Source organism: Halomonas sp. V046, assembly GCF_052645355.1.
Map to the genome: position 1 here is coordinate 58789 of NZ_JBQXYF010000016.1, position 18408 is coordinate 77196.

Here is an 18408-nt window from a genome sequence, read left to right on the forward strand (position 1 = left end):
GCCCCAATGGCGCCACAGAACAACAGCGTCACCCACCCACAAGGATCTTTCCATGGCTCGTCGCTTCGCTCACCACCCGCTCGCTCTTGTCATCGCCACGACTGCGCTGTCGGTGCCCCTGTCCGTCAACGCCGATGACGTTGCCGCCGACGACGTGGTGACTCACTACGCCGACCTCGCCCACACCACCTATCTCGACGCCCTGAAGGCCGCCAAGACCCTCGACGAGGCCATCGACGCCCTGCTCGCCGACCCCACCGAAGAGACCCTGGCCGCCGCACGTCACGCCTGGCGCCAGGCCCGCGTGCCTTACCAGCAGAGCGAGGTGTTCCGCTTCGGCAACCCGGTGGTCGACGACTGGGAGGGCCAGCTCAACGCCTGGCCACTGGACGAAGGGCTGATCGACTATGTTGCCGAAGACGGCTACCAGCACGAACTGGGTAACGCCGGTGCCACCGCCAACATCATCGCCTCCGATTCAATCACCGTGGGCGGCGAGACGCTGGACGTCAGCACCATCACTGCGGAGCTTATCGCCAGCCTCAACGAGATCGGCGGCTCCGAGGCCAACGTCGCCAGCGGCTACCATGCCATCGAGTTTCTGCTCTGGGGCCAGGACCTGCACGGCTATGAATCCGGTGCCGGAGAGCGCCCGGTGTCGGATTACCTGGCAGGAGAAGAGTGCACCAACGGCAACTGTGACCGCCGCGGCGCCTATCTCGATGCCGTCAGCGACCTGTTGGTCAGCGATCTCGAGTGGATGGTCGCCCAGTGGGCACCGACCGCAGACCAGACCTATCGCGACGAACTGCTCGCGGCTCCCACGGCAGAAGGCCTGCGCCGGATCCTGTTCGGCATGGGCTCGCTGTCGCTCGGCGAGTTGGCCGGTGAGCGCATGAAGGTCGCGCTGGAGGCCAACTCCTATGAAGACGAGCACGACTGCTTCTCCGACAACACCCACAACTCGCACTACTACAACGGGCTCGGCATACAGAACGTCTACACCGGTCACTACGAGCGCCTGGACGGCTCTACCTTCGACGGCCCATCCGTGGCCGACCTGCTTGAGCAGAACGACCCTGCCCTGGCCGAGGCTCTCGACAGCCAGATCGCCGCGTCCATGGGTGCACTGGGCAAGCTCAAGGCCAGCGCCGAGGCCGCCGAGTCGCCGATGACCTTCGACATGATGATCGCCCCGGGCAACGACGAGGGTGCGGCCATCGTCAACGACGCCATCCTGGCCCTCGTCACCCAGACCGGCTCCATCGAGAAGGCCGCTGGCGATCTCGGCGTCGACTCCCTGCAGCCGGATGACGCCGGCCACACCTTCTGAGTCCTGGCCGAAAACCTGACATGGATCAGGTTTCGAGCCTCGGGCGGGTGCTGAAATAGCGGCTATCGCAATGCCAATCATTGACGCCGGATAATTCAGCCCGCCCCCGCCGCACGCCCTGGGCCCTCCGCCCCGGGCGTGCGGTTTTTCGTCAACAAGGACGCCCTATACCATGGTGACTTCCCGCTCCACCGTCGAGCGCCAGCGGCTCGCCCTGCTGGCACTGCTGACCGCCATCGCCCCACTGGCCAGCGCCGCACCGATCCAGGACACCCCGATGACCGGCGGTGACGGCTCGGTCAGTCAGTTCGATCACAACGCCTATTCGCTGCCGCTCGGGAACCTGCCGATGACCGAGCGCCTCGACTTCAGCGTCGGCAACAGCTTCTTTCGCAATCCCTGGGTGGTGGCCCCGGCCAGCACCGACGCCCGCGATGGCCTCGGACCGTTGATCAACACCAACAGTTGCCAGGGTTGCCACATCAAGGACGGCCGCGGCCATCCGCCTGCCGAAGGCGAGCCTCCCGTGTCGCTGTTCCTGCGCCTATCGATTCCGGCAGGCGATGATGACCGCGAGCTGGTCGAACGCACCGGCGCCGTGCCGGTAGCGAACTACGGACGCCAGCTACAGACCGCCGCCATCCCCGGGGCCAGCCCCGAAGGCGACATGGTCCTTGACCACCGCGAACGCGAGGTGGCCCTGGCCGGTGGCGAGAGCGTGACTCTGCGCGAGCCCCGCTATCGCATCGACAACCCGGCCTATGGCGAGCTGCCGGATGACCTGCTGATCTCCCCGCGGGTCGCCCCGCCGATGATCGGCCTCGGCCTGCTCGAAGCGGTGCCAGCGTCCACCCTTCTCGCCGCCGCCGACCCCGACGACGACGACGGTGACGGCATCTCCGGGCGCGCCAATCGGGTCTGGGACGTACGCCAGGACAAGACCGTGCCAGGACGTTTCGGCTGGAAGGCCGGCGAACCGAGCATCGAGCAGCAGAGCCTGCACGCCTTCGCCGGCGACATGGGACTGACCTCGTCGTTGACCCCGGCCACCGACTGCATGCCGGCCCAGGGCTGCGAGGACTATCCGTCCGGCGGCGCGCCGGAGGTGTCCGACAAGATCGCCAACTTCATCACCTTCTACGCCGGGAGCCTGGCGGTACCCGAGCGCCGCAACATGGACGACCCCGGGGTCATCGCCGGCGCCAACACCTTCGCTGCCATCGGCTGCGCCGCCTGTCATACGCCGCGCCTGGAGACCGCCGCTGACGCCGCCCGCGAGGAGCTCGCCGGGCAGACGATCTGGCCCTACAGCGACCTGCTGCTGCATGACATGGGCGCGGCCCTGGCCGACGGACGCCCCGAATATCAGGCCAGCGGCAGCGAGTGGCGCACCCCACCGCTGTGGGGCATCGGCCTGGCCCAGAGCGTCAACCCCCTGGCCGGTTTCCTCCACGACGGCCGCGCTCGCACACTACAAGAAGCGATCCTGTGGCACGGCGGCGAGGCCGACGCCAGCCAAGCGCAGTTCCGCCAGCTCGCTCCGAAACAGCGCCAGTCGCTGCTCGACTTCTTGAACTCTCTATGACCGCGGCCATGAGGAACCCCATTGTGACCCATTCCCCCTTGACCCTGTCCTGCACCGCGCTGGCACTCGCGATGACGGCCGGTGTCGCCACGGCCGACCAAGGCCAGGGCGGCACTGGCAACGGCTCACCGCGCCAGCAGTGGCACCAGGATATCGGCGCGCAATACGCCGAGTTCGTCGCCGCCAGCGACGCACTCGGCGAGACCGCCGAGGCCTTCTGCTCAGGCCAGGCGCCCAAGGGCGATCTGCAGGAGCACTGGCAGGATGCCTACGACGCCTGGCAGCGCGGTCGGTTCGTCGATTTCGGCCCCATCGAAGTCGACAGCCGCGCCTGGCAGATTCAGTTCTGGCCCGACAGCAAGAACCTCGTGGGCACACGCATGGCCTCGCGCCTGCGCCAGGACACGCCCCTGACCCAGGACGACATCGCCCAGGCCGGCGTTGCCGAACAGGGCTTTCCGGCGCTGGAATATCTGCTGTTCGACGACGCCATGCAGGATGTCGCTCTGAGCGCCCCGGTGCCCTGCTCGCTGGTCGGCGCCATCGCGGCGCACCTCGCCACCACCGCCGCCGCCCTCGAGAGCGACTGGCAGGCCTTCGCGTCCTACTATCTGGCGACCGACGCCTACACCGAGACCAGCCTTCATGCGGCCATGCAGGCACTGGAGACGCTGGAAGACAAGCGCCTCGGCGAGCCGCTGGGCATGATGGGGTCCAATGCCAGCTTCTACCGCGCCGAAGCCTGGCGCAGCGATGCCTCGGTGACGCTCGCCGCGGCGAGCCTGGAGGGTATGAAGCGCAGCTTCCTGCCGGGCCTGCGGGTGGCATTGGCGCAAGCCGGCCAGACACCGCTGGCCGAGGCTTTCGCCGTCCAACTCGACGACACCCTGGGCCAGGCCCGCGACATCGAGGGCGGCATCCGCAGTGGCCTCGAGGACGCCCAGCAGCGTCAGGCCCTCGGCACCCTGTATCTGGAAGTGGCCCAGCTATCGCGGCTGATGAGCCAGGACATCGGGGCCGCCCTGGGCGTCGTGCGCGGCTTCAATTCCAGCGACGGGGACTGAGCATGGCCACGGATCACCTGCGCCGGCGCCTGTTGGCGCTAGGGCTTGGCAGCGCGGCGGCCTGCAGCCTGCCGACCGCCATACACGCCATGGCCAACGCCGCCGCAGCGCCGTCCGACCGGGCGAGCCCGGACACCACCGCTTGGCTCTTCAGCGCCGCCGACGGCGAGGATGGCAGCCACCATCTGGCCGCTATTCGTCGCGACGGCGAAGGCCACTTTCTGCTGCCGGCACCCGAGCGTTGCCACGGCGGCTGCCTGCGCCCCGGCAAGGCCCAGGCGGTCCTGTTCGCCCGGCGCCCGGGGCGCCAGTTCCACGTCCTCAGCCCCGACACCGAGCGATGCCTGGTCAGCGTCGATGCCGGCGCGGGCTACCACTTCTATGGCCACGGGGTGTTCGATCCCAGCGGACGCTGGCTGTACGTCACCGCCCAGCGCCTGAGCGATGCCATGGGGTTGGTGCGGGTCTACGATGCCGACGCCACCGCGGGCTATCGCCTGGTACACGACATCGCTCTGGATGGCATCGGCCCCCACGAGATTCGGCTGATGCCCGATGGAGATACCCTGGCGGTGGCCCTCGGCGGCATTCGCACCCATCCCGACAGCGGCCGAGTCAAGCTCAACCTGGACACCATGGACCCGGCGCTGCTGCTGGTTGACCGCCACAGCGGCAAGATCCTGTCACGCCACCGCCCCTCGCACCACCAGTTAAGCTGCCGCCACCTGGATGTCGCCGACGACGGCAGTATCGTCGCCGGTTACCAGTTCCAGGGGCCTGAGTGGGAAACTCAGCACCCCTTGATCGCGCGCCTGTCACCCGACGGCGACTTCGAGGAGATCTCCCTGCCGGCCCCCCACCAGGCGAGACTGGCGCAATACACCGCCAGCGTCGCACTGTCGCGCAACGGTCGGCTTGCGCTGATCACCGCCCCCCGCGGCGGTCGCGTGCTGCTGCTCGAGCCTGGCACCGGCAAGATCATCGCCAGCCCTCGCCTGGACGATGCCGCCGGGGCGCGCCGCGACGATCGCGACGATCGCGCCGACGGGCCGGAAACGGACATCGGCTTCTACCTCACCTCCGGCGACGGCGGCTTTCACCACCTGAGCGCCCAAGGCGAGCTGACCACCCTGGCCCGGCTGCCGCTACGCTGGGACAATCATCTGACCTGAGCGGGGCGCGCGCAGCCGACCGCAGGAGCACACACCACGGTCGCCATCATTGGGCTGGACTGAATTAGCGAAAACTGAAAAAAGGCGATGGCAGCCGGCCAGGCCGTCATGCCACGCAAAAAGGCCAAGGACAGCGTTGCCCTTGGCCTTATGAGGATCTTCTCGCAGCTGGTATTAGACGCCGCGCGGCGCCTCGCCGCCGCCCCCCCTCAGCGCACTATTCCCTCTGCCCGTAGCCGATCGATATCGTCCTTCGACAAGCCCATCTCGGTGAGCACCCTTTCGCTATGCTCTCCTAATCGCGGCGGCGGTTGCTGGCCTGTCACGTCGTCGCCATCGAAGCGCAGCGGGCAGCCCACCTGGGGCACGCCGTCGAGAACCTTGGCCAGGCCCCGATGACGCACCTGAGGATCCTCGAACACCTCCGTCAGGGTGTGAATCGGACCGGCGGGAATGCCCCTGGCCTCACACTCGGCCAGCCACTCGTCGCGGCCTCGGGTGCGCAGAATCGCCTGTATCAGCGGCACCAGATCATCGCGATGGGCGATTCGACCCTCGTTGGTGGCATAGCTCGCCCCCGCACCGCTCTCATCCGGCGTCGCCGGCCGAGTCCACTCGGGGTGGCCCAGCAGCTCAGCGAACCGAGCAAACTGAGCGTCGTTGCCCACGGTCAGCACCAGGTGGCCGTCGGCGCAGGCGAACGCCTGGTAAGGCACGATATTAGGGTGGGCATTGCCGAACCGCTCAGGGGATACCCCGCTGACCAGCGCATTGAGCGCCTGGTTGGCCAGGGTCGCGACCTGAACATCGAGCAAGGCCAGGTCGATATGGGCGCCGGCTCCCGTCTCGCGACGCCGGTTCAGCGCCGCCAGCACGCCGATAGTGGCGTACAGCCCCGTCATCACGTCGGTGATCGCGACCCCCGTCTTCATCGGCATGCCGTCAGGCTCACCGGTGAGACTCATCAAGCCCCCCATGGCCTGAATCATGAAGTCGTAACCGGCGCGGTGTGCATAGGGCCCCGTCTGACCGAACCCGGTGATCGAGCACACGATCAGGGCCGCATTGTCGCGCCGCAACGACTCGGCATCCAGCCCATAACGCTTCAACCCGCCGACCTTGAAGTTCTCCAGCACGATATCCGCGCCTCGGGCCAAGGCCTTGACCAGCTGCTGCCCTTCGGGGGTCGCGATATCCAGCGCCAGTGACTGCTTGCCGCGATTGGCGCACAGGTAGTAGGCCGCCTGACGCTCGGCATCCGGGCTGGCCGCATGCCAAGGCGGGCCCCAGCCACGGGTGTCGTCTCCGCGGCCCGGGTGCTCGATCTTGATGACCCGTGCGCCGAGGTCGGCGAGCAATTGACCGGACCAGGGTCCGGCCAGCACCCGGGACATGTCGAGCACGGTAATCCCGGCCAGCGGCCCGGTCGAGGTTGGCGTCTTGGCCTGGGAGCGATCACTCATCGGCTTACCCGGAGAACGCTTGCAGGCCGGTCTGAGCACGGCCAAGAATCAGGGCGTGGACGTCATGGGTGCCTTCATAGGTGTTCACCGCTTCCAGGTTCATGACGTGACGGATCACATGATACTCGTCGGAAATGCCGTTGCCGCCGTGCATGTCGCGGGCGACCCGGGCGATATCGAGCGCCTTGCCGCAGTTGTTGCGCTTGATCAACGACACGACCTCCGGAACCATCTGACCGTCATCGATCATCCGACCGGCGCGTAGAGAGGCCTGCAGGCCGAGGGCGATTTCCGTCTGCATGTCGGCGAGCTTCTTCTGAATCAGCTGGTTGGCCGCCAGCGGACGCCCGAACTGCTTGCGCTCCATGGTGTACTCGCGAGCGGCATGCCAGCAGGCTTCGGCCGCGCCCATGGCGCCCCAACTGATGCCGTAGCGGGCACGATTCAGACACGAAAACGGCCCCTTGAGCCCCTCGACATTGGGCAGCCGTTGCTCATCGGAGACTTCCACGTCCTGGATGGCGATCTGACCGGTGATGGAGGCACGCAGCGAGAACTTGCCTTCGATCTTCGGCGCCGATAGCCCCGGCATGTCCTTATCGAGGATAAAGCCGCGCACCACCCCTTGCTCGTCTCGTGCCCAGACCACGAACACATCGGCAATCGGGGAGTTGGTGATCCAGGTCTTGGTCCCGTTGAGGCGCCAGCCGCCATCGGTACGTACCGCGCGGGTCGCCATGTTGCCCGGGTCGGAGCCATGGTCGGGTTCGGTCAAACCGAAGCAGCCGACCCATTCGCCGCTGGCCAACTTGGGCAGGTAGCGCTCGCGCTGGGCATCGCTGCCGAAGGCATGAATCGGGTACATGACCAGACTGGACTGCACGCTCATGGCGCTGCGGTAGCCGGAATCGACCCGCTCCACTTCACGGGCGATCAGGCCATAGCTGACATAGTTCATGCCGGCACAGCCGTAGCCGTCGATGGTGGCGCCAAGCAACCCCAGATCGCCCATCTCGGTCATGATCTCGCGGTCGAAGCGTTCGTGACGGTTGGCCTCGAGTACGCGTGGCATCAGCTGCTCCTGACAATAGTCCGCGGCAGTCTGCTGGACCATGCGCTCTTCTTCACTCAGCTGATCGACCAGGCGAAACGGGTCTTCCCAGGTCATCGGGGTGATCTGACTCATGACAAGGACACTCCATAATGTCTACATTTTTACTAAATGTAGACCTATTAAGCGCTCCTGCCAACCCCGACCTTGGTCGTCGACAACAAAAAAACCTCGCGCGGCATGCCGCGCGAGGTTCCCCGTACAAGGCCTTGGTGAGCGACTGCTGGCGCAGTCCGACCGTGGCCGACAACCCGCTTAGCGCTGGTCGTCTTCTACGCTCCGGTAGAGCGACTGGATGCTCGAGAAATCCAGGCCACCGCTGCCCTGGGCGCTGTGCAGCGCGAACAGGTTGCGCGCCTCGGAGCCCATCGGCACCGCGGCCTTGGACCCCAGGGCGAGCTCCCAGGCGAGCCCCAGGTCCTTGGCCATCAGATCGGTCAGAAAACCGCCTTGGTAGTCGCGAGACGCCGCCGAGCCTTCCATCACCCCGGGCCAGGGGTTATAGACGTTCAACGCCCAGTTGCCGCCACTGCTCTGCTTCATGATCTCGGACAGCACCGCGGGGTCCATGCCGTTCTTGACGCCGAGCGCCAGGGCCTCGGCGGTACCGCTCATCAGAATACCGAGCAGCATGTTGTTGCAGATCTTGGCGACCTGGCCACTGCCCGAGGGGCCAGCGTGGAACAGGTTCTTGCCCATGACGTCGAGCACCGGCCGGGCCTGGTCATAGCCCTCGGCATCGCCGCCAACGATAAACGTCAAGGTGCCTGCCTTGGCGCCACCGATGCCACCGGACACCGGCGCATCCAGATAGCAGAACCCGCGCTCGGCCGCCGCCGCGCCGACACTGCGCGCATCCTCTGGCGAGATCGTCGAGGCATCGATAAGCAACGGGCGTCCGCTCAGGGCATCGAGCAGGCCCGGCTGATCATCGCGGCCAAGGTAGAGTCCGCGCACGTGGGCGCCAGCCGGCAGCATCGAGACGACGACCTCGGCCCCTTCGGCGGCGTCCAGGGCACTGGCGGCGCGGCTGGCCCCTTCAGCCTCCAGCGCCTTGACGGCGGCTTCCACCAAGTCGAAGACGACCACCTGGTGGCCCGCCTTGACCAGGTTGGTGGCCATCGGCGCGCCCATGTTGCCAAGGCCGATAAAAGCGATATGCATGGCTGAGCTCCTAGCTGTTGTCATTGTCGGTATGAATCGTCGGTACGAGTCGTCGGTTCAAGGTGTCACACAGGCGACGTTCGCCATGCCGGCACCCGGGCTGGGGTTCCACCGGAGGCGAACACCGCAGGCATTCAGGTCAGGTCATCCAGCGGCGACGGCTGTCCCGCCCAGGGCGCCGAGAACATCGCCGCCAAGTCTGTCTCGGGGACCGCGGCCACGTCACGGTGGCACCACCGGGGCGTCTTGTCCTTGTCGATCAACAGTGCCCTCACGCCTTCGGCGAAGTCACCGAGCACGCCGCACTGCACCGACACCACCAGTTCATCGCGGAAGGCATCGGCCAACGACGAATGACGGTGCCGACCCTGCATCTGCCAGGTCAGGTGAGCACTGAGCGGACACCCCGCCGCCAGGCGCGACCGATTGGCCGCCAGCCAGGCATCGTCGCTGTCGTCGGCCAGAATCGACGCGACGGCATCCTCCACGCGGGCGCGATTGGTCAGCGCTTGAATGTGATCGAGGTGTGGCTGAACCTGACCCAGCGGCGCCTGGGAGCGATCTTCAACGCCATCCAGCGCCGTCACGACGGCCGCCTCGGCATCGTCGGCGGTCCCCGGGATGATCTCGCTATCCAGCAGTCGTTCGAGTAGTGCCTGGCGCTCGGCGCGAGGAACGAAACGGTCGGCAAGGCCAATATCCAGGGCATCGCGGGCATTGATGCTGGCACCGGTCAGGCCCAGATAACGTCCGACGCCGGGAGCCATCTTGGTGAGAAACCAGCTGGCACCGATATCGGGGTACAACCCGATCGTGATCTCCGGCATGGCAATGCGCGTGGTTTCGGTCACCAGGCGGTGGCTGGCACCCGCCATCAACCCGAGTCCACCGCCCATGACGATGCCATCGGCCCACACCAGAATCGGCTTGGGGTAGGTATGGATGCGGTAGTCGAGACGATACTCGGCACCGAAATAGCCCCGGGCGAAGTCCCCTGGCGCGCCCTCGCCCTGCTGTTCGCGCTTGAGCGCTCCGACCAGTGCCACCACGTCGCCGCCGGCGCAGAACGCCTTATCGCCTTCGCCATCGAGCCACACCGCGTGCACGGCGTCGTCTTCGGCCCACTGCGCGAGCCGCGCATCGAGGGCATCGATCATGTCCCGCGACAAGGCGTTGAGCGCACGCGGTGCACTCAAGGTAGCGATACCGATTCGGCCGCCGTCCCGGGTAGCATGCTCTTCAAAAGTCACCGGCACTGTCATGGAGTCACTCCCTGTTGAAATGAATCGGTGGTGAAGCGTCGCTCTCGGTGCGTCGCCAGCCTGTCTCACCCAAGTGTCATAGCCTGATCATTGCAGCGCTTCGACGACGCCGTCTACCAGCAGTCGACGGGCAATGATCACGCGCATGATCTCGTTGGTGCCTTCGAGGATCTGATGCACGCGGGTATCACGCACCAGGCGCTCGAGAGGATACTCCCGAATGTAGCCATAGCCGCCGTGCAGCTGCAGCGCTTCGTTGCATACCTTGAACCCGACATCGGTGGCGAAACGCTTGGCCATGGCACAATGGGCCGTCGCCTCGGGGTCGCCCTGGTCCAGTCGCCAGGCGGCGTGGCGAACCATCAGCCGCGCGGCCATCAACTCACTGGCCATATCGGCAAGCTTGAACTGCAAGGCCTGAAAGGACGACAGCGCCTGGCCAAACTGCTTGCGCTCGCCCAGGTAGTTGCGGGCCAGGGTCAAGGCGTGCTGGGCGGCGCCGAGCGAACAGCTGGCAATGTTCAAGCGCCCGCCGTCGAGCCCCTTCATGGCAAACTTGAAGCCTTCGCCCTCCTCGCCAAGGCGGTTCTCCACCGGCACGCGAACGCCATCGAAACTGATCAAGCGCGTCGGCTGGCTTTTCCAGCCCATCTTGTCTTCGTTCTTGCCGTAGCTGACGCCTTCGGCATCGGCGGGCACGACAAAGGCGGACACCCCCGCGGCGCCACTATCCGCAGCCCCGGTACGCGCCATGACCACCAGCACATCGGTGTCGCCAGCGCCGGAAATGAACATCTTGGCGCCATCAATGACATAATCGTCGCCATCGCGGACGGCCTTGGAGCGAAGATTGGCCGCATCCGAGCCGGCACCGGGCTCGGTCAAGCAGTAGGAGCCGAGCAGTTCACCGGCGACCATCGGCCCGACAAAACGCTCGCGAGACGCATCGCTGCCCCAGTTGGCGATCATCCAGGTGACCATATTGTGGATGGTCAGGTAGGCCGTGGTGGAAATGCAGCCCTGGGACAGCTGTTCGAAGATCAATGAGGCCTCGAGCCGAGACAGGCCCAAGCCCCCGTGCGCTTCCGGCGTATAGATACCGAGAAAGCCGGCCTCCCCGGCGCGACGGATCACGTCCACGGGGAAGTGGGACGTCGCGTCCCATTCGGCGGCATGCTCGCTGAGTTCGACGCGGGCGAAATCCGCGGCCGCGTCGGCGAGCGCCTTCTGGTCATCGGTCAGGGCAAAATCCATGGGGCAAACCTCTCTCGATGTGATGAGTCCGGAGCGTGGCTCGACGCTCTCGGTGGTAGATGGGTGGGCACCGGGCACGATGCAACCGGGGAGCAGCTCCGGTCACGGCCCAGTGCCATGCGCCGCCTCCAGGCCGCGACACTCACGCTGAGCCGTGCACTCTGATGGAGCCCAACCTAGCACTTGCTAGGTTTATCCCATATCACCCCATGGTCGAACAAGCACTTTACGTTAACGTAAACCTCGTCTAGTGTTTCTGACGAGGCGGGGCTCTGCCGAGGGGCCTCTCAGCTAAAGGAAGTACCATCATGACCGACGCATCCGCCGGCGACGGCATCGTCAGCGACACACCGACTCCACAGCTGCGGACCTTTACCATCGGCGAGTTGGCCAAGATGTTCGAGGTCACGCCTCGTACCATTCGCTTCTACGAGCAGGAAGGCCTGCTGGCCCCCCGTCGTCAGGGCCAGAAGCGGATCTATCGAGAAAAGGACCGGGTGAGACTCAAGCTTACCCTGCGTGGCAAGCGGCTAGGGTTTTCCCTCGCCGAGATCCGTGAAGTGGTGATGATGTATGACGCCATGCCGGACGGCAATGCACGCCAGCTCCAGCGGCTTCTGGAGATCATCGACGGCAAGCGAGCAGAGCTCGATCGCCAGCTCGAGGACATTCGCCTGATGCGCCTCGAGATGGATGACGTCGACCGCCGGGCGCGCGAGGTGCTGAATCAGATCGGACAGGCCGCACCGCAGCCTAGCGAGACCTAAGCGTGCCGCGCTGCTACGCGGCAAGCTCGACGTCTGACGCCGTTCGATGATGGCACCAGATAGCGGCGCATTGTCGTCTCCCGACGAGCGCCGACAATGACCGGCAAGCATGGCCTTGCCACAGGGCGACAACAACAACCGCAGCCTCCGCCCAGGGCGGCACTTCTCCATCCGCGATAACAAGATGAGAGCTACCATGACACGCCAAACCCCTCTCGCAAGCTACGTCAGCGGCGTCAGCGATCTGCCGCTCAAAGGTCAGACCATTGGTGACTGCTTCGATGATACCGCGGCGCGCTACGCCGACCAGGATGCCTTGATCAGCCGTCACCAGGGCCTGCGCTATCGCTGGAAGGACCTCCAGCAGATCGTCGACCAGGCAGCCAGGGGCCTGATGGCCATGGGCGTCGGCAAGGGTGACCGCGTGGCCATCTGGTCACCCAACTGCGCGGAGTGGGCCATTACCCAGTTCGCCACCGCCAAGATCGGCGCCATTCTGGTCAACATCAACCCGAGCTACCGCACCCACGAACTCGGCTACGCCTTGAAGCACTCCGGCGCCTCGACCCTCGTCCTGCAGGGCGCCTTCAAGACATCTGACTATGTGGCAACGCTGGCAGAGCTGGCTCCGGAGCTCCACAAAGCACCAGCCCCGGAACCCGACAAGGCGCCGACGAGCGGTGTCGCCCTCGCCGAACTCCCCGAGCTCAAGCGCGTCATCTGTCTCGACCCCACGCGTGCCCTGCCCGGCATGACCACCTGGGACGCCATGCTCGAGCGCGCCGACGCCGTCAGCGCCGAGGCTCTGGCCGACGTCCAGTCGACGCTGCAGTTCGACGAAGCGATTAACATCCAGTACACCTCCGGGACCACCGGCGCCCCCAAGGGAGCCACGCTCTCCCACCATAATATTCTCAACAACGGCTTGTTCGTCGCCCGGGCCATGAACCTGACCGACCAGGACCGCATGGTCATCCCGGTGCCCCTCTACCATTGCTTCGGCATGGTCATGGGCAACCTCGGCTGCGTCACCCACGGCGCAACGATGATCTACCCCGGCGACGGCTTCGATGCCGAAGCGACCCTGCAGGCCGTCCACGATGAGAAGGCGACCACGCTCTACGGCGTGCCGACCATGTTTATCGCCGAACTCGAGCACCCGGAGTTCGAGCGCTTCGATCTCTCGAGCCTGCGTACCGGCATCATGGCGGGATCGATCTGTCCCATCGAGGTCATGCGCAAGGTCATCGACAAGATGAACATGCAGGATGTGACCATCTGCTACGGCATGACCGAAACCAGCCCGGTCAGTCTGCAGACCACGACCGAAGCCCCGCTCGACAAACGCGTCACCACGGTGGGCACCATTCACCCCCATCTCGAAGTCAAGCTGGTCAGCCCCGACAGTGGTGCGGTGGTTCCCCGCGGCGAACCCGGCGAGTTGTGTACCCGGGGCTACAGCGTCATGCTCGGCTACTGGGACAATGAAGCCGCGACGGCCTCGGCAATTGACGCCGGCGGCTGGATGCATACCGGCGACCTTGCCACCATGGACGACGAGGGTTACGTGGCCATCGTCGGCCGGATCAAGGACATGATCATCCGCGGCGGCGAGAACATCTACCCGCGGGAAATCGAGGACTTCCTCTACACTCACCCCGCCATCTCCGACGTACAAGTCATCGGCGTGCCGGACAAGAAGTACGGCGAAGAGGTCATGGCCTGGGTCAAGCTCAGCGAAGGCGAGAGTCTCGATGAAGACACCCTCAAGGGCTTCTGCAAGGGCAAGATCGCCCACTACAAGATCCCCCGGTACGTGAAATTCGTCGACGAGTTCCCGATGACCGTCACCGGCAAGATCCAGAAGTTCAAGATGCGAGAGGAAGCCACTCACGAGCTGGGACTGGCCTGATTGCCCCCGATCCGCGGACGCGACACGAACCTGACCCACAACGCATCACGGCCCCTTGCCTGGGGCCGTGATGCGTTGTGGGGAACTCGCCGAGGCCAGGCCTCAGTCTAGCGCCATGCCCCGCTCGTCCTGAACGCCTCTCAGTGCTTCAAGGCGCCGGAGCTGATCGCCTGTGGCAGCAAAATTGTCCTCAGCGAGCCACGCCTTGAAGGCCGCTTCGAGTCTGGGCCACTCGGTGTCCACCACCGAGTACCAGGCGGTGTCGCGATTGCGCCCCTTGACCACCGAGGCGCAGCGAAACAGGCCCTCGTAAACGAACCCCAGGCGCTCCGCAGCACGCCTCGAGGCGGCGTTCAGCGCATCACATTTCCACTCATAGCGCCGAAAGCCGAGCGCGAAGGCATGCCTCATCAGCAGATACATGGCCTCGGTGGCCGCGGGCCTGGCCTGGAGCAAGGGGGAGAACTTGATGTGCCCCACCTCCACAGACCCCGCGTCCACGGCAATACGCAGAAAGCTCGCGACCCCCACGGCCCGATGCCCGTCTCGAACATCCACGATGGCAAAGAACAGTGGGTCCGACAGCGCAGCCACCTTTGCGACCCACTGCCGATACTCACCAGCATCGCCGAAAGGCCCATACGGCAGGTAGGTCCAATCGCGATCATCCACGCAAGCGGCATTGGCCTGAAACAGCGCATCGGCATGGCGTTCGGCATCGAGCGGCTCCAGCCGACAGAAGCGTCCGGATAACACAACCGGCGAAGGCGCAACCGCGCCTCCCCACCCATCGATCGCGTCCCCGACGGACTGACCAAACCGATTGACCTGCGACGAAACGTCCATGGCATCCCCCGAGCCGACAGCGATTGAGCCTGGGCGACCACTACCCCGCCCCCAGGCCTGGCCTTGTGCGCATGAATCCGCCCAAGCGGCGGCCCTACATCCCCTTCGGAGCAAAGATCCCTGGCGCGTTGCGCCAATAGCCCTTGTAGTCCATGCCGAAGCCAAACACATACCGGTCGGCGACCTCCAGGCTACAGTAGTCGGCCTTGAGCCCCGGCACCGCCTTGCGGTCGTGGGTCTTGTCGACCAGCACGGCGGTGGAAATGCTTGCGGCGCCGGCCTCGCGGCAATAGGCCAGGATGGCTGCCAGGGTCGCCCCTTCGTCGAGGATGTCATCGACGATGACCACGTGACGCCCGGCCATGGGAATCTCCGGCGACACGCGCCAGAACAGCTCACCGCCGCGGGTCTTGCCACGATAGCGGGTGGCATGCAGGTAATCCACCTCCAGCGGAAACCCCAGGCGTGGCAGCAAATGGCCGGTGGTGATCAGGCCACCGTTCATCACGCAATAGAACACGGGCAACTTATCGCCGAGATCACGGGTAATCGCGTCGGCCATGCGATCGAGGGCATGCTCCACCTCATCGTGGGAGATCAGACAGTCGGCGCTGTCCATCACCTCGCGCATATGGTTGAGGTCGGGCTGGCTGACGGAGTCGAGTTTAGGCATAGAATAAAGGGCTCGGGTGTGGGTTCCAGGGCGTGCGGGGGCCATGCTCACCGCGCCGCCCCTGCAAGTGACGGCCGCGCGGTGAGCGCGATATCAAGCGTCCCCCAGGGCCTCGAGGCGCGCATGCACGCGACGCCAGCGAGAGAGTGCCACTAGGGCATCGAGGTCCGGCCGCGCCCGACCATAGCGAAGGCGCGACAGGCGTCGCGAGGTGCGCTCGGCGCACACCTCGAGCACCTGCTCCGCGGCAGGCCTGTCATTGCAGATCAGCAACATATCGCATCCGGCATCCAGGGCCGCCTGGGCACGTGCGGCGGGGCCGCCGACGACGTGGGCGCCGGCCATGCTCAGATCGTCGGAGAAGATCACTCCCTTGAAGTGCAGGCTCTCACGCAACAGGCCAAGCCAGGACGGCGAGAAACCCGCTGGACGCGGATCGAACGCCGGATACACCACATGGGCAGGCATGACGCCGTCCAGCCGCGTCGCCAGCTCGGCAAAGGGGATCAGGTCCCTGGCACGCAATGTGGCGAGATCACGCTCGTCCACTGCCGTGCCATGGTGAGTATCCGCGGCGACCCCGCCATGCCCGGGGAAGTGCTTGCCGATCCCGGCCATCCCGGCCTCGTGCAGGCCATCGACGAAGGCACCGCCGAGGGCAGCGACCTCGGCCGGGTCCGAGGAAAAGCTGCGATCGCCGATCACCGACGAAAGGCCGATGTCGACATCGAGGACCGGCGCGAAGCTCAGGTCGAGCCCGCAGGCGGCCATTTCCATCCCCAGCAACCAACCGGCATCCTGACACAAACGGCGCGTGACCTCGGGAGCGTCGTGGTAACCGCTGGCCAGGCGCGACATCGACGGCAGGCGCGTGACGCCGCGCTTCAGGCGCTGCACCCGCCCGCCTTCCTGATCGATGCCGAGCAGCAAGTCCGGGCGCAGCTCACGTATCGAACGGCACAGGTCACGGACCTGGCCCGCGTCGTGGGTATTGCGTGCAAACAGGATTACCCCGCCCACTGCGGGATGCCGGAGCAGCGTCCGCTCGTCGGCCGTCAATTCCTGACCTTCGAGATCCAGCATCACCGGTCCGAGCATCTGGGTCATGTCGCGTACCTGATCGGGAAAAAGGGGAACGATTCTAGACCAAAGTCGTGGCTCGGGACACCCCGTGCCCAGACCGCCGGCAGGGGGCCAGACAACGTCAAGCATGGTCGTTAGAATAGCGCCCCTACGCCAATTCGGGAGTTTCTCTTGTCGGCCACCGACCTCAACCCGCTCAGCATCGTCCTGGTCCTCATTCTCGGTCTATGTTTCGGCAGCTTCCTCAACGTCGTCATCGTCCGCGTTCCGGTGATGCTGATGCAGCGCTGGCGAAGCGAGGCGAGAGCCGCCCTCGAGCTCGACGACGACACCGTCGCCCCGATGACGCTGTCTCGGCCGCGCTCGCATTGCCCCCGCTGCGAAACAACCATCGCCTGGCACGACAATCTGCCGCTGATCGGCTGGCTCAAGCGACGCGGTCGCTGTGCCAGCTGCGCCGGCCGCATCAGCGTTCAGTACCCGCTGATCGAGCTGACGGGAGCCGTCCTGGCGCTTGCCATCGTCGCCCTGCACGGCATCACCTTCTCCGCTTTGTGGCTCTACGCTGCCTGCATGACGCTGCTGGCCTTGGCCATCATCGACCTGCGCACCCAACTGCTGCCGGACGCCTTGACCTTGCCGCTGCTGTGGGCGGGACTCGCCTACCAGCTACTCTTCTCCCCCTTGATGCTGCCGTCTGCGGTGATTGGGGCGATGCTGGGCTACGGCGTGCTCTGGGGCTTCGCCACCCTGTTTCGGTTGATCAGTGGGCGCGATGGCATGGGCTACGGGGACTTCAAGCTGTTTGCCGCCCTCGGCGCCTGGCTAGGCTGGCAAGCCCTGCCGCTGGTCATGGCCATTGCTGCCGGCGCCGGGGCCCTCTGCGGCCTCGCCTTGCAGACGCTGGTGCCGCGGCTTCGCGGGCAACCGCTGCCGTTCGGGCCCTGGCTCGCCATCGCCGGTTGGTTGGCGCTACTGGCCGGCGAGGGTCTGATGGCAGGCTATCTATCGCTGATCGGCTAAGGAGGGAATCCCATGATCATCGGACTCACGGGAGGCATCGCCTCCGGAAAATCCACCGTCGCGCGGCTGTTTGGTGCCTTGGGCGTGCCCTGGGTCGATGCCGACGACATCGCACGCGACGTCGTCGGCCGGGGGCAGCCTGCCCTTGCTGAGATCATCGCTCGCCACGGGCAAGCCGTCATCGACGACCATGGATGCCTGAATCGTTCGGCGCTGCGCGCTATCGTGTTCGCCGATCCGGCCGAGCGCCGCTGGCTGGAAGGCGTCACGCATCCACGCATACGTCAGCGCCTGCAAGAGCGTCTGAACGAACTGCAGAGCGGCGACGCACCTTACGTGCTGCTGGTCTCCCCCTTGCTGTTCGAATCCGGCCAGTCGCAACTGGTCGAGCGCTGTCTGGTGATCGATGTGCCCGAGCCGCTCCAGCTAAGCCGTACGGCATCGCGGGATGGGGTCGACGAGGCCCAGGCTGCGGCCATCGTCCGAGCCCAGATGCCCCGCGACGAGCGCCTGGAGCGTGCCGATGAGATCATTGTCAACGATGGTGACCTGGCCTCGCTCGAGGCCCAGGTGGTCACACTGGACCGGCACTATCGGCACCTCGCTCACGGCGCCGGAACTTTGCCCGACGCCACCTGATCGGGCATGCTTGTTCGTATCCGTCCGCCCCCAACGACCGCATGAGCGCGAGAAGAG

At 65.7% G+C, this 18408-nt stretch carries 16 protein-coding genes; 8 read left to right on the top strand and 8 right to left on the bottom strand.

Translation table 11 applies throughout. The annotated features are described in order from the left end of the window. Positions 1-52: 52 nt before the first annotated feature. The 4 genes from ACUN9Y_RS19115 to ACUN9Y_RS19130 all read left to right on the top strand — a co-directional run bounded on the left by ACUN9Y_RS19115 (position 53) and on the right by ACUN9Y_RS19130 (position 5154). Positions 53-1333: an imelysin family protein gene (locus ACUN9Y_RS19115; protein WP_445462323.1), complete on the top strand. Its 1281-nt coding sequence runs from the start codon at positions 53-55 to the stop codon at positions 1331-1333. Positions 1334-1505: 172 nt separating this feature from the next. Beyond that, positions 1506-2918, top strand: coding sequence for a di-heme oxidoreductase family protein (locus ACUN9Y_RS19120; protein WP_445462324.1), 1413 nt, complete (start codon positions 1506-1508; stop codon positions 2916-2918). 23 nt (positions 2919-2941) lie between these two features. Next, entirely contained in the window at positions 2942-3982 is a 1041-nt protein-coding gene (locus ACUN9Y_RS19125) for an imelysin family protein (protein ID WP_445462325.1), read from the top strand. Between the two features lie 2 nt (positions 3983-3984). Next, positions 3985-5154, top strand: a complete 1170-nt coding sequence (locus tag ACUN9Y_RS19130) for a DUF1513 domain-containing protein (RefSeq protein WP_445462326.1) — start codon at positions 3985-3987, stop codon at positions 5152-5154. 209 nt (positions 5155-5363) lie between these two features. Here the strand turns inward: ACUN9Y_RS19130 and ACUN9Y_RS19135 are convergent, their stop codons facing one another. The 5 genes from ACUN9Y_RS19135 to ACUN9Y_RS19155 form a co-directional block, all read right to left on the bottom strand. Further along, entirely contained in the window at positions 5364-6617 is a 1254-nt protein-coding gene (locus ACUN9Y_RS19135) for a CaiB/BaiF CoA transferase family protein (RefSeq protein WP_445462327.1), read from the bottom strand. A 4-nt stretch (positions 6618-6621) separates the two neighbouring features. After that, positions 6622-7803, bottom strand: a complete 1182-nt coding sequence (locus ACUN9Y_RS19140; protein ID WP_445462328.1) for an acyl-CoA dehydrogenase — start codon at positions 7801-7803, stop codon at positions 6622-6624. A gap of 180 nt (positions 7804-7983) precedes the next feature. After that, positions 7984-8892 carry a 3-hydroxyisobutyrate dehydrogenase gene (gene mmsB / locus ACUN9Y_RS19145; protein ID WP_445462329.1) on the bottom strand — a complete coding sequence of 303 codons (909 nt, stop codon included), beginning with the start codon at positions 8890-8892 and terminating at the stop codon, positions 7984-7986. 134 nt (positions 8893-9026) lie between these two features. After that, positions 9027-10154: an enoyl-CoA hydratase/isomerase family protein gene (locus tag ACUN9Y_RS19150; protein WP_445462330.1), complete on the bottom strand. Its 1128-nt coding sequence runs from the start codon at positions 10152-10154 to the stop codon at positions 9027-9029. Positions 10155-10241: 87 nt separating this feature from the next. Continuing rightward, positions 10242-11408, bottom strand: coding sequence for an acyl-CoA dehydrogenase family protein (locus tag ACUN9Y_RS19155; protein WP_445462331.1), 1167 nt, complete (start codon positions 11406-11408; stop codon positions 10242-10244). Positions 11409-11716: 308 nt separating this feature from the next. Between ACUN9Y_RS19155 and ACUN9Y_RS19160 the strand changes: the two genes are divergently transcribed. Both ACUN9Y_RS19160 and ACUN9Y_RS19165 read left to right on the top strand, forming a co-directional pair. Beyond that, the gene (locus ACUN9Y_RS19160; protein ID WP_445462332.1) at positions 11717-12175 is read left to right on the top strand and encodes a MerR family transcriptional regulator; all 459 of its coding nucleotides are present in this window, start codon (positions 11717-11719) and stop codon (positions 12173-12175) included. 196 nt (positions 12176-12371) lie between these two features. Beyond that, positions 12372-14087, top strand: a complete 1716-nt coding sequence (locus tag ACUN9Y_RS19165) for an AMP-binding protein (protein ID WP_445462333.1) — start codon at positions 12372-12374, stop codon at positions 14085-14087. Positions 14088-14189: 102 nt separating this feature from the next. Here the strand turns inward: ACUN9Y_RS19165 and ACUN9Y_RS19170 are convergent, their stop codons facing one another. The 3 genes from ACUN9Y_RS19170 to nagZ form a co-directional block, all read right to left on the bottom strand. Further along, positions 14190-14933: a GNAT family N-acetyltransferase gene (locus ACUN9Y_RS19170; RefSeq protein ID WP_445462334.1), complete on the bottom strand. Its 744-nt coding sequence runs from the start codon at positions 14931-14933 to the stop codon at positions 14190-14192. Between the two features lie 94 nt (positions 14934-15027). Beyond that, a complete protein-coding gene (locus ACUN9Y_RS19175; protein WP_445462335.1) occupies positions 15028-15606 on the bottom strand; it encodes a hypoxanthine-guanine phosphoribosyltransferase in 579 nt (192 codons plus the stop codon). A 93-nt stretch (positions 15607-15699) separates the two neighbouring features. Next, positions 15700-16713, bottom strand: a complete 1014-nt coding sequence (gene nagZ / locus ACUN9Y_RS19180; RefSeq protein WP_445462336.1) for a beta-N-acetylhexosaminidase — start codon at positions 16711-16713, stop codon at positions 15700-15702. Between the two features lie 147 nt (positions 16714-16860). Here nagZ and ACUN9Y_RS19185 point away from each other — a divergent pair, with 147 nt between their 5' ends. Together ACUN9Y_RS19185 and coaE are read left to right on the top strand one after the other, a co-directional pair. Beyond that, entirely contained in the window at positions 16861-17712 is an 852-nt protein-coding gene (locus tag ACUN9Y_RS19185; protein WP_445462337.1) for a prepilin peptidase, read from the top strand. A gap of 12 nt (positions 17713-17724) precedes the next feature. Continuing rightward, positions 17725-18351 (top strand): dephospho-CoA kinase, encoded by a 627-nt coding sequence (gene coaE, locus ACUN9Y_RS19190; RefSeq protein WP_445462338.1) that lies wholly within the window; start codon positions 17725-17727, stop codon positions 18349-18351. Positions 18352-18408 lie beyond the last annotated feature (57 nt).

Excerpts from the sequence above, each read along its gene's own strand:
- mmsB (WP_445462329.1), bottom strand. The coding sequence starts at position 8,892 with ATGCATATCGCTTTTATCGGCCTTGGCAACATGGGCGCGCCGATGGCC.
- ACUN9Y_RS19120 (WP_445462324.1), top strand. The coding sequence starts at position 1,506 with ATGGTGACTTCCCGCTCCACCGTCGAGCGCCAGCGGCTCGCCCTGCTG.
- ACUN9Y_RS19170 (WP_445462334.1), bottom strand. The coding sequence starts at position 14,933 with ATGGACGTTTCGTCGCAGGTCAATCGGTTTGGTCAGTCCGTCGGGGAC.
- ACUN9Y_RS19135 (WP_445462327.1), bottom strand. The coding sequence starts at position 6,617 with ATGAGTGATCGCTCCCAGGCCAAGACGCCAACCTCGACCGGGCCGCTG.
- ACUN9Y_RS19150 (WP_445462330.1), bottom strand. The coding sequence starts at position 10,154 with ATGACAGTGCCGGTGACTTTTGAAGAGCATGCTACCCGGGACGGCGGC.
- ACUN9Y_RS19165 (WP_445462333.1), top strand. The coding sequence starts at position 12,372 with ATGACACGCCAAACCCCTCTCGCAAGCTACGTCAGCGGCGTCAGCGAT.
- coaE (WP_445462338.1), top strand. The coding sequence starts at position 17,725 with ATGATCATCGGACTCACGGGAGGCATCGCCTCCGGAAAATCCACCGTC.
- ACUN9Y_RS19160 (WP_445462332.1), top strand. The coding sequence starts at position 11,717 with ATGACCGACGCATCCGCCGGCGACGGCATCGTCAGCGACACACCGACT.
- nagZ (WP_445462336.1), bottom strand. The coding sequence starts at position 16,713 with ATGACCCAGATGCTCGGACCGGTGATGCTGGATCTCGAAGGTCAGGAA.
- ACUN9Y_RS19130 (WP_445462326.1), top strand. The coding sequence starts at position 3,985 with ATGGCCACGGATCACCTGCGCCGGCGCCTGTTGGCGCTAGGGCTTGGC.
- ACUN9Y_RS19175 (WP_445462335.1), bottom strand. The coding sequence starts at position 15,606 with ATGCCTAAACTCGACTCCGTCAGCCAGCCCGACCTCAACCATATGCGC.
- ACUN9Y_RS19115 (WP_445462323.1), top strand. The coding sequence starts at position 53 with ATGGCTCGTCGCTTCGCTCACCACCCGCTCGCTCTTGTCATCGCCACG.
- ACUN9Y_RS19155 (WP_445462331.1), bottom strand. The coding sequence starts at position 11,408 with ATGGATTTTGCCCTGACCGATGACCAGAAGGCGCTCGCCGACGCGGCC.
- ACUN9Y_RS19140 (WP_445462328.1), bottom strand. The coding sequence starts at position 7,803 with ATGAGTCAGATCACCCCGATGACCTGGGAAGACCCGTTTCGCCTGGTC.